Annotated in this window: 18 protein-coding genes and 1 riboswitch; of the genes, 17 read left to right on the plus strand and 1 reads right to left on the minus strand. The window is 40.6% G+C overall.

Going from position 1 to position 17,063, the window contains the following annotated elements:
- Positions 1-112: 112 nt before the first annotated feature.
- The gene (locus tag NST80_RS04985; protein WP_045768698.1) at positions 113-1,456 is read right to left on the minus strand and encodes a sodium:alanine symporter family protein; all 1,344 of its coding nucleotides are present in this window, start codon (positions 1,454-1,456) and stop codon (positions 113-115) included.
- Positions 1,457-1,552: 96 nt separating this feature from the next.
- Positions 1,553-1,659: riboswitch (glycine riboswitch) on the minus strand.
- Between the two features lie 294 nt (positions 1,660-1,953).
- On the opposite strand from NST80_RS04985, the gene pcrA reads away from it, so the two are divergent.
- The 17 genes from pcrA to pstA all read left to right on the plus strand — a co-directional run bounded on the left by pcrA (position 1,954) and on the right by pstA (position 17,062).
- Positions 1,954-4,263 carry a DNA helicase PcrA gene (gene pcrA, locus NST80_RS04990; protein WP_013990590.1) on the plus strand — a complete coding sequence of 770 codons (2,310 nt, stop codon included), beginning with the start codon at positions 1,954-1,956 and terminating at the stop codon, positions 4,261-4,263.
- Between the two features lie 120 nt (positions 4,264-4,383).
- Entirely contained in the window at positions 4,384-5,664 is a 1,281-nt protein-coding gene (locus NST80_RS04995; protein WP_225901257.1) for an O-acetylhomoserine aminocarboxypropyltransferase/cysteine synthase family protein, read from the plus strand.
- A 60-nt stretch (positions 5,665-5,724) separates the two neighbouring features.
- Entirely contained in the window at positions 5,725-5,916 is a 192-nt protein-coding gene (locus tag NST80_RS05000) for an HAD hydrolase family protein (RefSeq protein WP_252370842.1), read from the plus strand.
- 47 nt (positions 5,917-5,963) lie between these two features.
- Positions 5,964-6,482 carry an HAD hydrolase family protein gene (locus NST80_RS05005; protein WP_252370843.1) on the plus strand — a complete coding sequence of 173 codons (519 nt, stop codon included), beginning with the start codon at positions 5,964-5,966 and terminating at the stop codon, positions 6,480-6,482.
- Positions 6,483-6,546: 64 nt separating this feature from the next.
- Entirely contained in the window at positions 6,547-7,041 is a 495-nt protein-coding gene (gene tpx, locus NST80_RS05010; protein WP_037611582.1) for a thiol peroxidase, read from the plus strand.
- 125 nt (positions 7,042-7,166) lie between these two features.
- Positions 7,167-7,787 (plus strand): restriction endonuclease subunit S, encoded by a 621-nt coding sequence (locus NST80_RS05015; protein ID WP_014633121.1) that lies wholly within the window; start codon positions 7,167-7,169, stop codon positions 7,785-7,787.
- 88 nt (positions 7,788-7,875) lie between these two features.
- Positions 7,876-8,109, plus strand: a complete 234-nt coding sequence (locus NST80_RS05020; protein WP_004182516.1) for a DUF1858 domain-containing protein — start codon at positions 7,876-7,878, stop codon at positions 8,107-8,109.
- Between the two features lies 1 nt (position 8,110).
- A complete protein-coding gene (locus NST80_RS05025) occupies positions 8,111-9,457 on the plus strand; it encodes a DUF438 domain-containing protein (protein ID WP_183138204.1) in 1,347 nt (448 codons plus the stop codon).
- 119 nt (positions 9,458-9,576) lie between these two features.
- Positions 9,577-10,458, plus strand: a complete 882-nt coding sequence (gene truB / locus NST80_RS05030; protein WP_183138205.1) for a tRNA pseudouridine(55) synthase TruB — start codon at positions 9,577-9,579, stop codon at positions 10,456-10,458.
- Complete coding sequence (locus NST80_RS05035) at positions 10,455-11,366, plus strand: bifunctional riboflavin kinase/FAD synthetase (protein ID WP_183138206.1); 912 nt, start codon at positions 10,455-10,457, stop codon at positions 11,364-11,366. The genes truB and NST80_RS05035 overlap by 4 nt, the downstream gene beginning before the upstream one ends.
- A 69-nt stretch (positions 11,367-11,435) precedes the next feature.
- Positions 11,436-11,849 (plus strand): Spx/MgsR family RNA polymerase-binding regulatory protein, encoded by a 414-nt coding sequence (locus NST80_RS05040; RefSeq protein WP_013990597.1) that lies wholly within the window; start codon positions 11,436-11,438, stop codon positions 11,847-11,849.
- A complete protein-coding gene (locus NST80_RS05045) occupies positions 11,842-12,123 on the plus strand; it encodes a UPF0223 family protein (protein ID WP_004182521.1) in 282 nt (93 codons plus the stop codon). The genes NST80_RS05040 and NST80_RS05045 overlap by 8 nt, the downstream gene beginning before the upstream one ends.
- Complete coding sequence (locus NST80_RS05050) at positions 12,113-12,880, plus strand: inositol monophosphatase family protein (RefSeq protein ID WP_013990598.1); 768 nt, start codon at positions 12,113-12,115, stop codon at positions 12,878-12,880. The genes NST80_RS05045 and NST80_RS05050 overlap by 11 nt, the downstream gene beginning before the upstream one ends.
- 79 nt (positions 12,881-12,959) lie before the next feature.
- Complete coding sequence (locus NST80_RS05055; RefSeq protein WP_118171831.1) at positions 12,960-14,270, plus strand: RsmB/NOP family class I SAM-dependent RNA methyltransferase; 1,311 nt, start codon at positions 12,960-12,962, stop codon at positions 14,268-14,270.
- Between the two features lie 125 nt (positions 14,271-14,395).
- Positions 14,396-15,271, plus strand: coding sequence for a phosphate ABC transporter substrate-binding protein PstS family protein (locus tag NST80_RS05060; protein ID WP_073686990.1), 876 nt, complete (start codon positions 14,396-14,398; stop codon positions 15,269-15,271).
- A gap of 2 nt (positions 15,272-15,273) precedes the next feature.
- Positions 15,274-16,188 (plus strand): phosphate ABC transporter permease subunit PstC, encoded by a 915-nt coding sequence (gene pstC, locus NST80_RS05065; protein ID WP_002885101.1) that lies wholly within the window; start codon positions 15,274-15,276, stop codon positions 16,186-16,188.
- On the plus strand, positions 16,178-17,062 hold the full coding sequence (gene pstA / locus NST80_RS05070) for a phosphate ABC transporter permease PstA (RefSeq protein ID WP_022495957.1): 885 nt from the start codon (positions 16,178-16,180) through the stop codon (positions 17,060-17,062). Before pstC ends, pstA begins: the two co-directional genes overlap by 11 nt.
- Position 17,063 lies beyond the last annotated feature (1 nt).

The raw sequence follows: 17,063 nt of genomic DNA on the forward strand, positions 1-17,063 counted from the left end.
TTTTTTCTGTATTAGTTGTAAAATGATTTAATTTCATTGTAACGCAAAAGACCAGTAGTAGCAAGGATTGGTGCCGATAAAGTCAAGAAAAAAGAGCCTAGGCTCTTTTTGTTTATTTGTGACGTTCAAAGTATGATTTAGTTTCTTTGAAAATGATTGGTGAGAGGACAAGGAGGGCAATCAAGTTAGGCAATGCCATCAAACCGTTTACGATATCCGCAATTTTCCAAACAACATCAAGAGTGAGGTAACCACCAAGAGCAACCATGACTACAAAAATGAGGCGGTAGAGTGGAAGGAATTTCGTTGATTTGAAAATGAATTCGAAACAACGTTCACCGTAGTAAGACCAACCCAAGATTGTTGTAAAGGCAAAGAGAACCAAAGAAAGTGTCAAGGCAATTTCACCAAATGTACCAAAAACAGATGAGAAGGCTGCTTGTGTCATTGGGGCACCTTCTAGGCTACCTGACCATTGACCCGTTACAAGGATAGCAAGACCAGTAAGCGTACAGATGATGATCGTATCAATGAAAGTACCTGTCATTGAAATCAAACCTTGTTCAACAGGTTCTTCGGTCTTAGCAGCAGCTGCAGCGATAGGAGCTGATCCAAGACCTGACTCATTTGAGAAGACACCACGCGCAATACCAAGACGCATTGCAACCATGACTGTCGCACCAGCAAAACCACCAACGGCTGCTTTACCAGTAAAGGCAGATTGGAAGACCGTTTCAAGGACTGGAAGAAGTTGATTAAAGTTAGTAAAGATAACCACAAGAGCTGCTAGGATATAAAGTCCAGCCATAAACGGTACGACTTTTTCAGAAACTTTTGAGATAGATTGAATACCACCAAAAATGATAGCAGCAGTGATAAGGGCAAGTAGGATACTTACGATTTTTGGTGACCAGTCAAAGCTATTTTGAAGTGAGGCGGTGATTGAGTTTACTTGAGAGAAGGTACCAATCCCCAACCATGCTACAAGTACACCTGCAAAGGCAAAGAAGTATGCTAAAGGTTTAGCGATTGTTTGCCATTTCCCAGAAAAACCATGTGTGATGTAATACATTGGTCCACCAGATACATTACCTTGGTCGTCAAGTGTACGGAATTTAATAGCCAAAAGACCTTCGGAATATTTGGTTGCCATACCAAAGAAAGCGGCAATCCACATCCAGAAAAGGGCACCAGGTCCACCTGTCTTGATGGCAGTAGCTACACCGACAATGTTACCTGTACCAACAGTTGCTGCGAGAGCAGTCGCAAGGGCTGCGAAACTAGAAATATCTCCTTCCCCTTTATCTTCAGCAAAGATAAGTTTAAAAGCTTTAGGAAGACGAAGAACTTGCAAAAGACCAAGACGAATTGTAAGGTAAATCCCAGTTCCTACAAGAAGGACCAGAAGGGGTGGACCCCAGACAAAATCATCAATGGTAGTAAAAAAGTCTAACATAAATTTACAATCTCCTTTAACCGAGACGTCAAAAAAGAGGTTTGGCTTAACCAGACCTCTGAGAATACAAAGCTATTACTACAAGTTAAAAAACTTGCGATGCTTTCTGTCCTTTTACCTGAGAGTTTCGGTTGTTACCCCTTGCCCCTTCGGTGTCTTGTATACAGCTAAGGCTGCTTCAAGATCTCTCCAGAAGTCCGTCAATCACCAGTCATCCTGATGACATCACTCGGTTCTTATTTTATTGTGATTCTATCTTATCGAAAAAAACGAACAGTGTCAACACTAATTTTCATCAAAACTATAAAAATCCGAATATTATTCTTTAGAATGTCTTCCTCTAAAGCTAGGAATATGGGCAATCTTAAGCAAAGTACTTCCAATAAAAACAAACAATTATCTTCTAAAGTTATTTCAGATCCATTATGAATAGAATCTGCATTTTCATCCAAAAAATGATAAAATAGTAGAGCTTATTTTTGAGAATGGAGAATATGATGAACCCATTATTAACTGGTATGAATGACAAACAGGCCGAAGCCGTCCAAACGACTGAGGGGCCTTTATTGATTATGGCTGGTGCAGGATCTGGGAAGACACGTGTGCTTACCCACCGCATTGCCTACCTCATTGACGAGAAAATGATTAACCCCTGGAATATCCTAGCCATTACCTTTACCAATAAGGCAGCTCGTGAGATGCGTGAACGTGCTATGGCTTTAAATCCAGCAACTTCAGAAACCTTGATTGCAACCTTCCATAGTATGTGCGTGCGAATTCTTCGTCGTGAAGCGGACCATATTGGCTACAACCGAAACTTTACGATTGTAGATCCTGGGGAACAACGTACTTTGATGAAACGTATTCTCAAGAATCTGAACCTGGACCCTAAGAAGTGGAATGAACGTGCCATCTTAGGGACGATTTCCAATGCAAAAAATGACCTCTTGGATGAAGTGGCCTATGAGCACCAGGCCGGTGATATGTACACCCAAATCGTTGCTAAATGTTACAAGGCCTATCAGGAAGAGCTCCGTCGAAGTGAAGCTATGGATTTTGACGATTTGATTATGATGACTTTACGTCTCTTTGACAAAAATCCTGATGTTCTCGCCTATTATCAGCAGCGTTATCAGTACATTCACGTGGATGAGTACCAAGATACCAACCATGCTCAGTATCAGTTGGTAAAACTCTTGGCATCTCGCTTCAAGAATATCTGTGTCGTAGGTGATGCGGACCAATCAATCTACGGTTGGCGTGGGGCTGATATGCAGAACATCCTTGACTTTGAAAAGGACTATCCTGAAGCCAAGGTAGTTCTCTTGGAAGAAAACTACCGTTCAACCAAGAAAATTCTCCAAGCAGCCAATGAAGTTATCAAGAACAACCGAAACCGCCGTCCTAAGAAACTTTGGACTCAAAATGACGACGGTGAACAAATCGTTTATTACCGTGCTAATGACGAGCGTGATGAAGCTGTTTTTGTTGCTTCAACTATTGATAACATCATTCGTGAAGAAGGTAAGAACTTTAAGGATTTCGCTGTGCTTTACCGTACCAATGCTCAGTCTCGTACCATTGAAGAAGCCTTGCTCAAGTCTAATATTCCTTATACCATGGTTGGAGGTACCAAGTTCTATAGCCGTAAAGAAATTCGTGATGTCATTTCTTACTTGAACTTGATTGCCAATCCTGCAGATAATATTAGCTTTGAACGTGTGGTTAATGAACCTAAACGTGGAGTTGGGCCTGGTACGCTTGAAAAGATTCGTAACTTTGCCTATGAGCAAAACATGAGTCTCCTAGATGCATCAGCTAATATTATGTTGTCACCAATTAAAGTGAAAGCAGCTCAGGGCGTTTACGATTTTGCCAACATGATACTGAATCTACGTGACCAGCTAGATGGGCTAAGTATTACTGAAGCGGTAGAGGCTGTTTTAGATAAGTCTGGTTATCTGGATGCTCTTTCTATGCAACAAACACTTGAAAGTCAAGCACGCATTGAAAATATCGAAGAGTTCATGTCTGTTACTAAGAATTTTGATGAAACCAACACCGATGGTTCGGAAGACGAGACTGGTATTGACCGTTTAGGCCGTTTCTTGAACGATCTAGCCTTGATTGCTGATACGGACGATGGTGATATGGAAGCAGCAGAAGTAACCTTGATGACTCTCCATGCTGCTAAAGGACTTGAATTCCCAGTTGTCTTTCTTATCGGTATGGAAGAGGGAGTCTTCCCCTTATCTCGTGCTTCAGAAGATCCAGAAGAACTCGAAGAAGAGCGTCGCTTAGCTTACGTAGGTATTACCCGTGCTGAAGAGATTCTTTTCCTTACCAACGCTAATACACGTACGCTTTTTGGTAAGACTAGCTATAATCGCCCTAGCCGTTTCTTACGTGAAATTTCAGATGATTTATTACAATATCAAGGTCTAGCACGTCCAGCCAATTCATCATTTGGTGTTCGTTTTACAAAGGAAGAGCCAACACAATTTGGTCAAGGCATGAGTTTACAACAAGCACTGCAGACTAGAAAAGCAAATGCACAACCTCAAAGACATACTGGTGCTCAGCCATTTTCAAAAGCTACTGGCGGACTACCTTTTGGTAAGACTTCAGACTCTGGCAATTCAGCTACTGACTGGGAAATCGGAGATATCGCTCACCACAAGAAGTGGGGAGATGGTACCGTTCTAGAAGTAACTGGAAGTGGCAAGACACAAGAACTTAAGATAAAATTCCCAGAAGTTGGACTTAAAAAAGTTTTGGCAAGCGTAGCACCGATTGAGAAGAAATAGAAAGGGACCGAAAGGTCCTTTTTATAAGCCCTTCCTATCACATTGATAAAAAATTTCTATTAGACAGCTAGCTTTTATGGGTGTAGAATGAAGACAACTTTTGTTTTGGAGGACACCCATATGTCACGAGAATTTTCATTTGAAACCTTACAATTACACGCTGGACAAACACCTGACAAGGAAACAAAATCACGTGCGGTTCCAATTTACCAAACGACTTCATATGTTTTTGACGATGCTCAAGAAGGTGAAGATCTCTTTGCCCTTAGAAAACCGGGTAATATTTACACACGTATTACCAATCCAACAGTAGCAGTACTTGAAGAACGTATTGCAGCCCTCGAAGGTGGTGTTGGTGCCTTGGCTACGGCTTCAGGTATGGCTGCAATCACCTATGCGGTCCTTGGTTTGGCACATGCTGGCGATCATGTTGTTGCTGCGACAACCCTCTACGGTGGAACATTCAATCTCTTAAAAGAAACTCTTCCACGCTATGGTGTCACAACAACTTTTGTAGATGTTGACAATCCTGAAGAAATTGAAGCTGCTATCAAAGATAATACCAAACTTGTCTTGATTGAGTCTTTGGGTAATCCGCTTATCAACATTCCTGATTTTGAAAAGATTGCTGAAATTGCTCACAGCCATAAGATTCCATTGGTTGCTGACAATACTTTTGGGACTCCATATCTCATCAATGTTATCTCCCATGGTGTAGATATCGTAGTTCATTCTGCGACTAAGTTTATCGGTGGACATGGAACAACTATCGGTGGTCTTATCGTCGATTCTGGTAAATTTGACTGGGAAGCTTCAGGCAAGTTCCCACAATTGGTTGACGAAGACCCATCTTACCACAATATCAGCTATACACGTGATGTTGGTCCAGCAGCATTTATCACTGCCCTTCGTACCCAACTTTTGCGTGACACAGGGGCTGCCTTGGCACCTTTCAATGCTTTCTTACTTTTACAAGGACTTGAAACACTTTCACTTCGTGTCGAACGCCATGTCGAAAATGCTAAAAAAATCGTAGACTTTTTGGAAAATCATCCAAAAGTTGAAAAAGTTAACTATCCTGGATTGCCATCAAGTCCTTACTATGACTTGGCACAAAAATACTTCCCTAAAGGACCAGGTTCTATTTTCACTTTCCATGTTAAAGGTGGACAAGAAGAAGCACGTACCGTTATTGATAATCTTGAAATCTTCTCAGATTTGGCTAACGTTGCTGATGCAAAATCTTTGGTGGTTCACCCTGCAACAACAACTCACCAACAATTGGCAGAAGCAGATTTGCTAGCTTGTGGTGTCACTCCAAATCAAATTCGTATCTCAGTTGGTTTAGAAAATGCAGATGATTTGATTGAAGATTTAAAACTAGCCCTTGATAAAATTTAAGTATTCTGATACTAAATATTTTAACCAGCTCTATAGCTGGTTTTTTGTTATACTACCCCTATGAAATTTGTTTTTGATTTGGATGGAACCCTATGTTTTGATGGTATGACTATGTCAAAAGAACTACAAGAGGTTCTTTTAACAGCACCTAAATACGGTCATGAGATTATTTTTGCAACAGCACGCTCTTACAGAGACTGTCTTAGTATTTTGGAGGGAGAATTGAAAAAGCTGACAGTAGTTTTGGCTTAAACGGTGGTGAAGTCTTTCAAGATGAGTGTTTAGTATCGCAATACACAATACCTTCTTATGCTCTCAGAACGATTGTTAGCTACTGTGATACCTATAATCTCCCTTATTTTATTGATGATACCTTTAATTATGCTATTCAAAATCCTGAACAGATTCCTTTCCTTTCAAATGTTGACTCATTAAATAAAGCAAGGATTTTGCCTGTCCAAGAACTTAATAAGCCCATTAAAGCTGTTATTCCACTTGCAGAGCATGAGGATATCCGAGAAGACCTTATCTTTAATCTAAACAAACTGGAATGTTTAGACCTTATTTACCACGATATAGAAAGGTGTCTCTACATTAATCCTAAAGGAGTGACTAAGGCTAGTACAGTTTTAAACCACTTTGGCAGAAACTTTGTAACTTTTGGAAATGACCAAAATGATATTTCTCTTTTCAAAAATGCTATATATGGTGTGCAAGTTGGCAATTATCCTTACCTGAAAGACTTTGCGGATGAAGTCATTCCTGCAATTAATACAGTGATTGCGAAAAAAATTAAACAACTGTTTGAAAAGTTCTAAACAAATGCTTAGTCTTCTTGCTCTATTTACAGTACAATAGTAAAAAAAGTATTGGAGGACTAGCATGCCAACATTTATTGGAAAACCAGTTACAGTAGCAGAAGACAAACAACTTCAAGTTGGAGATACCTTGCGTGACTTTAATTTGACAGCAACAGATTTAACGAAAAAATCACTTTCAGAATTCGATGGAAAGAAAAAAGTTATCTCTATCGTTCCATCAATCGATACTGGTATTTGTTCAACTCAAACACGTACCTTTAACAAGGAATTGTCAGAACTAGATGATACTGTAGTTATTACTATTTCAGTGGACCTACCATTTGCACAAGCTCGTTGGTGTGGTGCTGAAGGACTTGAAAATGCCATCATGCTTTCTGACTACTATGATAATAGTTTCGGTAAAGACTATGGTGTCCTTATTGAAGAATGGCACTTGTTAGCGCGTGCAGTATTAGTGGCAGACGCTGACAACAAGATTACTTATGTCGAATATTTGGACAATATCAATACTGATCCAAACTATGAAGCGGCAGTAGCAGCAGTTAAAAGCTTATAAAAAGGGGCCCCGGTCTCTTTTTTATTTTGCCTTTCTTACAGTTTTTACTTGCAAAAGTATTAGCTTCTTGCTATTATTGTATAGCAATACTCAATACGGATAGTAAAATATAAAAAGGAGATTCAATGTCTGAAAAAGAAAGACCTCAACTGATTATCGATTACGAAGCTAACACAGACAAACTTGTTCGTTTAGGCGATGTTGTCGATCAATTTAAAGGAAAAGCTGTCCCTGCTAAGGCAGAACCTGGCGAATTCGCTGTCATTAATCTATCGGATATGACACCCAACGGCATTGCTTACGATGACCTAAAAACATTTTCTGAGGAACGCCGCAAACTTTTACGCTTTCTCTTAGAAGATGGAGATGTGCTTATTGCATCTAAGGGAACTGTTCAAAAAGTTGCCGTTTTCGAAGATCAGGGCAAGCGTGAAGTTGTTGCCTCATCCAATATTACAGTATTACGACCTAAGGAAAAACTCCGTGGTTTCTACATAAAGTTCTTCCTTGAGACCGAAATTGGTCGTGCCTATTTAGATTATGCTGATAAGGGAAAGGCTGTCCTCAATTTATCGACAGCTGACCTCTTGGACATCAAAATTCCTGAGATACCGATTGTTAAGCAAGATTACCAAATTGCGGCCTATCTACGTGGGCGTGCCGATTTCCACCGTAAGATGGTTCGTGCAGAGCAAGAGTGGGAAAATATCCAGCATAATGTTACAGAAGCTCTATTTGGAAATTAACCAAAAGCCAGCAAACTAGGATTTGTTGGTCTTTTTTTATTATTCTCGTGTATAATGGTAGTAGTAAATATGTTATTAGGAGGTCATTATGACTACCAACACCATAGATTTATCACAACCAGTCGCAACAATCATAAAAGAGCATCCAGAGGTTAAGGATTTACTGATTGACCTTGGTTTTAAGCCCTTGTCTAACCCAGCTATGCTAAATACTGTCGGTAAGGTAACCAGTCTAAAAGCCGGCTCTAAGTTAGCTAATATTCCCCTAGATAAAATCAAGCAAACCTTACTATTCAATGGTTATGATGTCATCGGAGACTAATATGGAAAATAATCGTATTCAAATACTCAAAGAAATTCTCCTAGATTTACACCATGGAGCCAGTCCTGAGAGTGTTCAAGAGCGCTTCAATCAACACTTCAAGGGAGTATCTGCCCTTGAAATCTCTATGATGGAGCATGAATTGATGTCATCTGAAGATGGGGTTACCTTTGAAGATGTTATGAGCCTTTGTAATGTCCACGCTAACCTTTTTAAAGGAGCTATTGCAGATGTGGAAGTGGCGGACGCTAATCAAGAGGGCCACCCTGTCTATGTCTTTAAACAAGAGAATTTAGCCCTACGTTCAGCTATTCTCCGTATCCGACGTATCATAGAAAATATCAGTAAGCCTGAAAATGAAGACTTCAAATCTGACCTACTCAATGGGCTTAAGCATCAGATGTCTTTATTAGGACAATTTCATAACCATTACACACGTAAAGAAAAGCTCTTCTTTCCAATAATGGAGCGTTATGGTCATGATTCTCCTCCAAAAGTTATGTGGGGAGTAGATGATGACATCCGGAAACTCTTTCGAGATGCAGAGACTAAACTCCAAGAACTCCCAAAAGGAGATTTCGAAGAATTTTCAAAGTCCTTCGAGGCTTTTTCGGAAGAATTTGAAGCCATGATTTTCAAGGAAGAGGCTATCCTACTTATGATTCTGCTTGAAACCTTCACGCAGGATGATTGGCTTTCGATTGCCGAGGAAAGTGATGCCTATGGCTATGCAATTATAAAACCTACAGCCGTCTGGAAACCTAAGCGTGAGCGTTTTGAGGAAGCCAATACGGAGACATTGCAAGAACATTCTGGTCTGAGCACTGACGAACATACGGGCAATACCCGAATTATTGAAACCCCAGAAGGGCAATTTACCATCAGCTTCACCCCAAAGCCAAAAACCGAAACTGTCGTAGATAGAGAAACAACTCAACCTTTTGGCAATGGTTATCTTTCCGTGGAGCAGGCCAATCTCATCCTCAATCATCTTCCTTTGGAAATCACTTTCGTCAATAAAGACGATATCTTCCAATACTATAATGATAATGTTCCCGCCAATGAAATGGTTTTTAAACGAACACCTAGCCAAATTGGACGAAACGTTGAACTTTGTCATCCGCCAAAAGTGCTTGATAAGGTCAAGAAAATCTTTGAATTACTAAGAAGTGGAGAGCGTGACCAAGTTCCAATGTGGTTCAAATCTGAACGTTTAGGAAAATTCGTCTATGTTACCTATGCAGCTGTCAGGGATGACCAGGGAGACTTTCAGGGCGTCTTAGAGTATGTGCAAGATATTAAACCTTTCTTTGAACTAGAAAGCGATCTTAAAAGAGACATTGATTAAAAAGCTAGCAGTCCTGCGACTGCTTATGACTATAATCCGTAAGAGGTTAGAGACTTTGCTCTCTGCCTCTTTATGTTTCTACCTAGCTCTTTAGGATTGCTTTTGATATAATTAAAAGTATGATTTCAGGAATTATTAATCTAAAAAAAGAGGCTGGAATGACCAGTCATGATGCTGTATTTAAACTACGCAAAATATTACAAGAGAAAAAAATCGGACATGGTGGTACCCTTGATCCAGATGTTACTGGTGTCCTACCTATAGCAGTTGGAAAAGCGACTCGTGTCATTGAATACATGACTGAAGCAGGGAAGGTCTACGAAGGAGAAATTACCATTGGCTTTTCGACAACTACCGAGGATGCTAGTGGAGAAATCGTCCAAATAACTCCAGTAACAGAGCTTGATGAAGAAGCCGTTGACAAGGCAATGGCAAGTTTTGAGGGAGAAATCACACAAATTCCCCCTATGTACTCAGCAGTTAAGGTCAACGGAAAGAAACTTTATGAGTACGCACGCGCTGGAGAAGAAGTAGAACGTCCACAACGTCAAGTGACCATTACCGAATTTGTCCGTACCTCACCCATCGAGCTAGAAAACGACACTGCGAGATTCACCTTCCGTGTTGCTTGTAGCAAGGGAACTTATGTCCGTACCTTATCTGTTGATTTGGGTGCTAAACTCGGCTACGCGAGTCATATGTCTGCTCTTCGTCGAACAGCCTCAGCTGGTCTAACCTTAGATAAGGCACTAACACTCTCACAAATTTCAGAAATGGTAGAAGCAGGGGATACGTCCTTCCTCCTTCCTATCGAATTTGGTGTTCAGGATCTGCCAACAGTACAAGTCACTGAAGATGATGCTAAAGAAATCTCATTTGGTCGCTTTATTGCTATTGATAGCCAAGAACCCTTGGTTGCGGCCTTTTTAGAAGACAAAGTTCTAGCCATCATGGAAAAACGAGGTCAAGTTTATAAACCTAGAAAAGTATTAAGTCAATGAAAATAACTTATATTAACGATTATAAAGATATCCATCAGGAAAAGGAAACAGTCCTGGTCCTAGGATATTTCGATGCGCTCCACCGTGGTCACAAGGTTCTTTTTGATAAGGCTCGTCAGATTGCTGATGACAAACAGCTTGAAGTAGCTGTCCTTACCTTTAATGAAAGTCCTCAACTGACTTTTCAACGGTATACGGATGATCTCCTTCTGCATATTACAGCACCTCAAAGGCGTTGTGATCTTTTTGAAGCCTATGGAACAGATCAGCTTTATTTAACAGATTTCAATAGTGATTTTGCCCGAACGAGTTCAGATGATTTCATTGCCCGCTATATTAAGCGTTTAAAAGCTCAAGAGGTTGTTGTGGGCTTTGATTACAAGTTTGGCCATCATCGAACAGATGTGGACTATCTTGCCCGTAATTTTTCTGGTAATGTCCATGTCATTGAAGAGCAACAAAGCGATGGTGAAAAGATTTCGTCAACACGTGTACGTCAATTAATACGAGAAGGTAATGTTAAAGAAGCCAATAAACTTCTTGGCCACGAATTCTCGACACGTGGCATCGTGGTACATGGTGATGCCCGTGGACGAACCATTGGTTTTCCAACTGCTAATTTAGCACCAATCGACAGAACTTTTCTACCTGCTGATGGCGTCTATGTTGCTGATGTGGTGATTGATGGTAAACGCTATCGTTCCATGACTAGCCTAGGTAAAAACGTTACCTTTGGGGGAACAGAACTCCGCCTTGAAGCCAATATCTTTGATTTTGAAGGCGATATTTATGGAAAAACAATCGAAGTTTTTTGGCTAGATTATATCCGTGATATGATTAAGTTCAATAATATAGAGGAACTTTGTGCTCAACTGGAGGCCGATAAAAAAATCGCGGAAAAATTTTAAGAAAGCGTAGCCAAAACTAATCAAATAATGTATAATGATTAGGAATGTTAAAGTGAAAGGGGTGTTTGCATGGTAACTTTATTTTTATCACCTAGCTGCACCAGCTGTAGGAAAGCACGAGCTTGGTTGACCAATCATGAAGTTGCTTTTGACGAACACAATATTATCACGAGCCCATTAACTCACGATGAGTTGATGAAGATTTTGTCTTACACGGAAAATGGTACTGAAGATATCATTTCAACCCGTTCAAAAGTCTTTCAGAAGCTGAATATCGATGTGGATGATTTGACCATCAAGGAACTCATTCAACTGATTTCTGAATATCCAAATCTTCTTCGTCGACCTATTATTTTGGACAACAAACGCATGCAAATCGGTTTCAACGAAGATGAAATTCGTGCCTTTTTGCCTCGTGATTATAGAAAGCAAGAATTGCGTCAAGCGACCATTCGAGCTGAAATTGAGGGTAACAATGACTAAAGGAAATTATTCCTACCCACTCGATCCATCATGGAGCACTGAGGAAATCACCACAGTGCTTCATTTTTTGAGTCAGGTAGAAAAAGCATACGAGAGCAAGGTTGACCGTGACCAACTCTTGCAAGCCTATAAGGCATTTAAAACCGTTGTCCCAGGCAAAGCTCCTGAAAAGCAACTAGACAAGGCCTTTGAAGAAGCTAGCGGTTTTTCAACCTATCAAGCTGTCAAAGCTGCTAAAGCAAAAGATAAAGGATTTGTATCACTTGGAAAATAAACTGATTTTCGCCAAAGAAATCATCAAAGAAGCTGGTGCTTTTATTAAAGAAAGTTTAAGTAAAACAATCACGGTCGAAGAAAAAACAGCTTTTGATGATTTAGTCACTAATATTGATAAACAAACACAAGATTTACTCGTGGCACGTATTAAATCTGCCTTTCCTTCAGACAATATTTTCGCTGAAGAAAATGGCTTGGTGCATAATATCAAGGATGGAAACGTCTGGGTCTTGGATCCAATTGATGGAACGGTCAATTTTATTGTCCAACAAGATAATTTTTGTGTGATGATTGCCTACTATGAAGATGGGCAAGGAAAATTTGGTCTCATTTATAACGTCATGGCTGATCAACTTTTCTATGGTGGTGGCCAGTTTGATGTGTATTGCAATGACAAATTGCTTCCAGCCTATAAAAGTCGCCCATTAGACCGCTGCCTAGTCGCTAGCAATGGAGCCATGTATGCTAAAAATTTTCACGGCTTAAAAGACCTTATTGATAAGACCTTAGGTGTTCGTGTCTACGGTGGTGCCGGTTTAAGCATGTCAAAAGTCCTATCTGGTCAAATTTTAGCTTACTTTTCAGTTATTTACCCATGGGACTATGCTGCAGCAAGTATTATGGGAGAAAAATTGGGTTATCACCTTGAGACCATTACTGGAGAACCACTGGATTATTCTAGTCGTCAAGCTGTGATGCTTGTGCCCAAAGACAGACTTGAAGAAATCAAGGATATTATGGGCTCAGAAAATTAATTTAAAACAAAAACCATACTGGACAAATCAGAACAGTAAGTTCTCTTGGTTAGTCCAGTTTTTTGATAGAAAGGAAACTATGCAATTTCCATCAGACTTTATAGAAAAATATAATAAGCTCCTTGGAGATGAAGCGGAGGAATTCTTTGCATCATTTGATCAAGAACCCGTGTCCGCCTATCGTACCAACCCTCTGAAAAAGCAACAGAAAAACTTTCCTGATGCCATTCCTGAAACACCTTGGGGCCATTACGGTAAAATTTCTGGAAAATCTGCCGACCATGCAACTGGTTTAGTTTATTCTCAGGAACCAGCTGCTCAAATGGTTGCTCAAGTAGCAGCTCCGGCCAAGGGAAGTCGAGTCTTAGACTTGGCAGCTGCTCCAGGCGGAAAGTCTACTCATCTTCTAAGCTACTTAGACAATACTGGACTGCTCGTCAGCAATGAAATCAATCCAAAGCGTAGTAAAATTCTGGTTGAAAATATAGAACGTTTTGGGGCTAGAAATGTTGTTGTGACTAACACGTCAGCGGATAAACTAGCCAAAGTTTTCAAAAATTACTTTGATACGATTGTCTTTGATGGACCCTGTTCTGGCGAAGGAATGTTCCGTAAGGACCCTGATGCAATCCAATATTGGCACAATGAATACCCTAGTGAATTGGCACAATTACAGAAGGACATCTTATCAAACGGTTTGAAGATGCTCGCTCCAGGTGGACAATTGATCTACTCAACTTGTACCTGGTCTCCTGAGGAAAACGAAGGTGTTGTCGCTTGGATTTTAGAAAATTACCCTGATCTTGAATTAGTAGAAATCCCTAAATGGAATGGCATGAGAGGTGGGATTGATTTTCCAGAAACAGCTCGAATGTATCCGCACCATTTCAAAGGTGAAGGCCAGTTTGTGGCAAAATTCCAGGATAAGCGCGTGGCTGAGCAGGCACGTATCAAAGAGGGAAAATCTAACCTTAACAAGGAGCAGAAGCAACTCTGGGAAGATTTTGCAAAAAAACACCTTAAGACTGATCTAGATGGTTTACTCCAAGTTTTTGGGGACAATCTTTATCTGCTTCCTAAGGGACTTCCTGACCTTTCTAAAGTTAAAATCGCTCGTAATGGACTGCATCTTGGTGTCTTCAAGAAAAAACGTTTCGAACCAAGTTTTGCGCTTGGAATTGCATTAACCTCAGATGAAGCTGTTTCAAGTATAGAGCTAACTCAAGACCAGTTTGCCCAATATGTTTCTGGTAATGTTGTTACTCTTGACCAAACGCAACCAAACGGTTGGTATCAGCTTTTAGTGGACGGCAATGGATTCGGATTTGCCAAAATCGTTGGAAACACGGTTAAAAACTACTATCCTAAGGGATTGAGATTCCATGTATAAGGGCCTGTAATCAAACTTTAATATGACTTAATTATCTTATACTTGGTATAATTAGATAGATGTCTTTTTACAGCATATATATAAGACACTATCTTACTTAAGTTACAAAATGTCGGAGGACAAAAATGAAAAAAACAAAAGTCCTTGCAGTGATTCTATCACTGGCAATGGCCATGCTAGTCTTAACTGGCTGTGCCTCTTGGATTGACCGTGGCCAGTCCATTACAGCAGTTGGTTCTACGGCCCTTCAACCCTTAGTGGAGGCGGCAGCAGATGGGTTCGCTGAAAAGAACCCTGAGAATATCGTTAACGTTCAGGGTGGCGGTTCTGGTACTGGACTTTCTCAGGTACAATCCGGTGCCGTTCAAATTGGTAACAGTGACCTTTTTGCCGAGGAAAAATCTGGAATCGATGCCAGTAAGCTTGTTGACTATCAAGTTGCCGTTGCTGGAATTGCAGTGATTACAAACAAAGAAGTCTCTGTAGATAACTTGACAACCGAACAACTTCGCAAGATTTTCACTGGGGAAATCACAAACTGGAAACAGCTTGGGGGTAAAGACCTAGAGATCACTATTATTAACCGTGCAGCTAGCTCAGGATCACGCGCGACTTTCGATGCAGTGATTATGGACGGCAAATCACCAATACGTACCCAAGAGCAAGATTCTAATGGTATGGTTAAGTCAATCGTTGCTCAGACACCAGGAGCTATTTCCTACCTATCATTTGCCTACCTTGATGATTCTGTTAAAACATTGAAGTTAAATGGATTTGAACCAAAAGCTGAAAATGTTGCAACAAACGATTGGCCTATTTGGTCTTACGAGCATATGTATACCAAGGGAAAACCGAATAGCTATACCAAACAATTCTTAGATTACATGATGAGTGACGAAGTCCAAGAAAATGTCGTCGCAAAAATGGGTTACATTTCCATCCATAGCATGAAAGTTACAAAGGATGCTGATGGTAAAGTCTCAAAGAAGAGTGAGGAGTAAGCATGAAAAATGAAGAATTGGTGAAACAATTAACATCACCCTCTAAAAATTCACGCCTCGAGAAGTTTGGTAAAACAATCACTTTCCTTTGTTTAGCTTTGATTGTTTTTATCGTAGCCATGATTTTACTTTTCGTTGCTCAAAAAGGGCTGGCGACTTTCTTTGTTAATAAAGTTAGCTTGATCGAGTTCCTCTTTAGTGGCGATTGGTCGCCATCTGAAGGCAAGTTCGGAGCTCTTCCAATGATTTTGGGATCATTCGTAGTTACCTTGCTCTCAGCCTTGGTAGCAACGCCATTTGCCATTGGAGCAGCCATCTTTATGACTGAAATTTCTCCGAAAGGGGCTAAATTCTTACAACCAGCTATTGAACTTTTGGTTGGGATTCCATCTGTTGTTTATGGTTTCATTGGTCTCCAAGTCGTGGTTCCATTTGTTCGCTTAATTTTTGGTGGCACAGGGTTTGGTATTCTTTCAGGTACCTTTGTCTTGTTCGTCATGATTCTACCAACCGTAACCTTTATGACAACAGATACGCTTCGTGCAGTGCCTCGTCACTACCGTGAAGCTAGTCTGGCAATGGGAGCTACACGCTGGCAAACGATTTGGCGTGTGACACTTAACGCGGCTAAACCAGGTATTTTCACGGCCGTTATCTTTGGTATGGCCCGTGCCTTTGGTGAGGCTCTTGCCATCCAAATGGTCGTCGGAAATTCCGCAGTGATTCCAACTTCTTTAACGACACCAGCAGCAACATTGACATCTGTCTTGACTATGGGAATCGGGAATACAGTCATGGGGACTGTTTCAAACAATGTCCTTTGGTCTCTCGCCTTGGTTCTCTTATTGATGAGTCTTGGTTTCAATATGTTGGTGAAATTCATTACCCGTGAGAGAAAGAGAAATTATGAACGCTAAAAAAATTGATAAAATTGCCATCGGCACACTCTATGTGATTGCTGGCATTATTGTAACAATCCTGGCAGCCTTGATTCTCTATATCTTGGTTCGCGGAATACCACACATCAGCTGGTCATTCTTGACTAGTCGATCATCATCTTACAAAGCTGGTGGAGGAATTGGGGTTCAACTCTACAATTCATTCTTCCTTTTGGTTATTACCCTGATTATTTCTGTGCCTCTTTCTATGGGAGCTGGGATCTTCTTATCAGAATATGCTAAAAAAGGACGCCTTACCAACTTTGTTCGTACCTGTATTGAAATCCTTTCTTCACTACCTTCAGTAGTGGTCGGACTCTTTGGTTATTTGATTTTTGTTGTCCAATTCCAGTATGGATTTTCAATCCTATCTGGTGCCTTGGCTTTAACGGTCTTTAACCTACCACAAATGACTCGTACGGTTGAAGATAGTTTGCGAACAGTCCACCATACCCAACGTGAAGCTGGGCTAGCTCTAGGCTTGTCTCGATGGGAAACGATTTTACACGTTGTTGTTCCAGAGGCATTGCCTGGTATTGTTACTGGTATCGTTCTTGCTTCTGGCCGTATTTTCGGGGAAGCAGCAGCGCTTATCTATACAGCAGGTCAATCTGCACCAGCACTTAACTGGAGCGACTGGAATCCGCTTAGTATCTCTAGTCCAATCTCAATTTTCCGCCAAGCAGAAACACTTGCTGTTCACATCTGGAAGGTCAACTCAGAAGGTACGACACCTGACGCCACTGCAGTATCTGCTGGTTCAGCAGCAGTACTCTTGATTTTCATTTTGATTTTCAACTTTGGTGCACGTCGTTTGGGAGCTTACCTCCATAAGAAATTAACATCCGCTTAAA

The organism is Streptococcus sp. FSL K6-1323 (genome assembly GCF_038630745.1).
Classification (GTDB): Bacteria; Bacillota; Bacilli; order Lactobacillales; family Streptococcaceae; genus Streptococcus; species Streptococcus salivarius_D.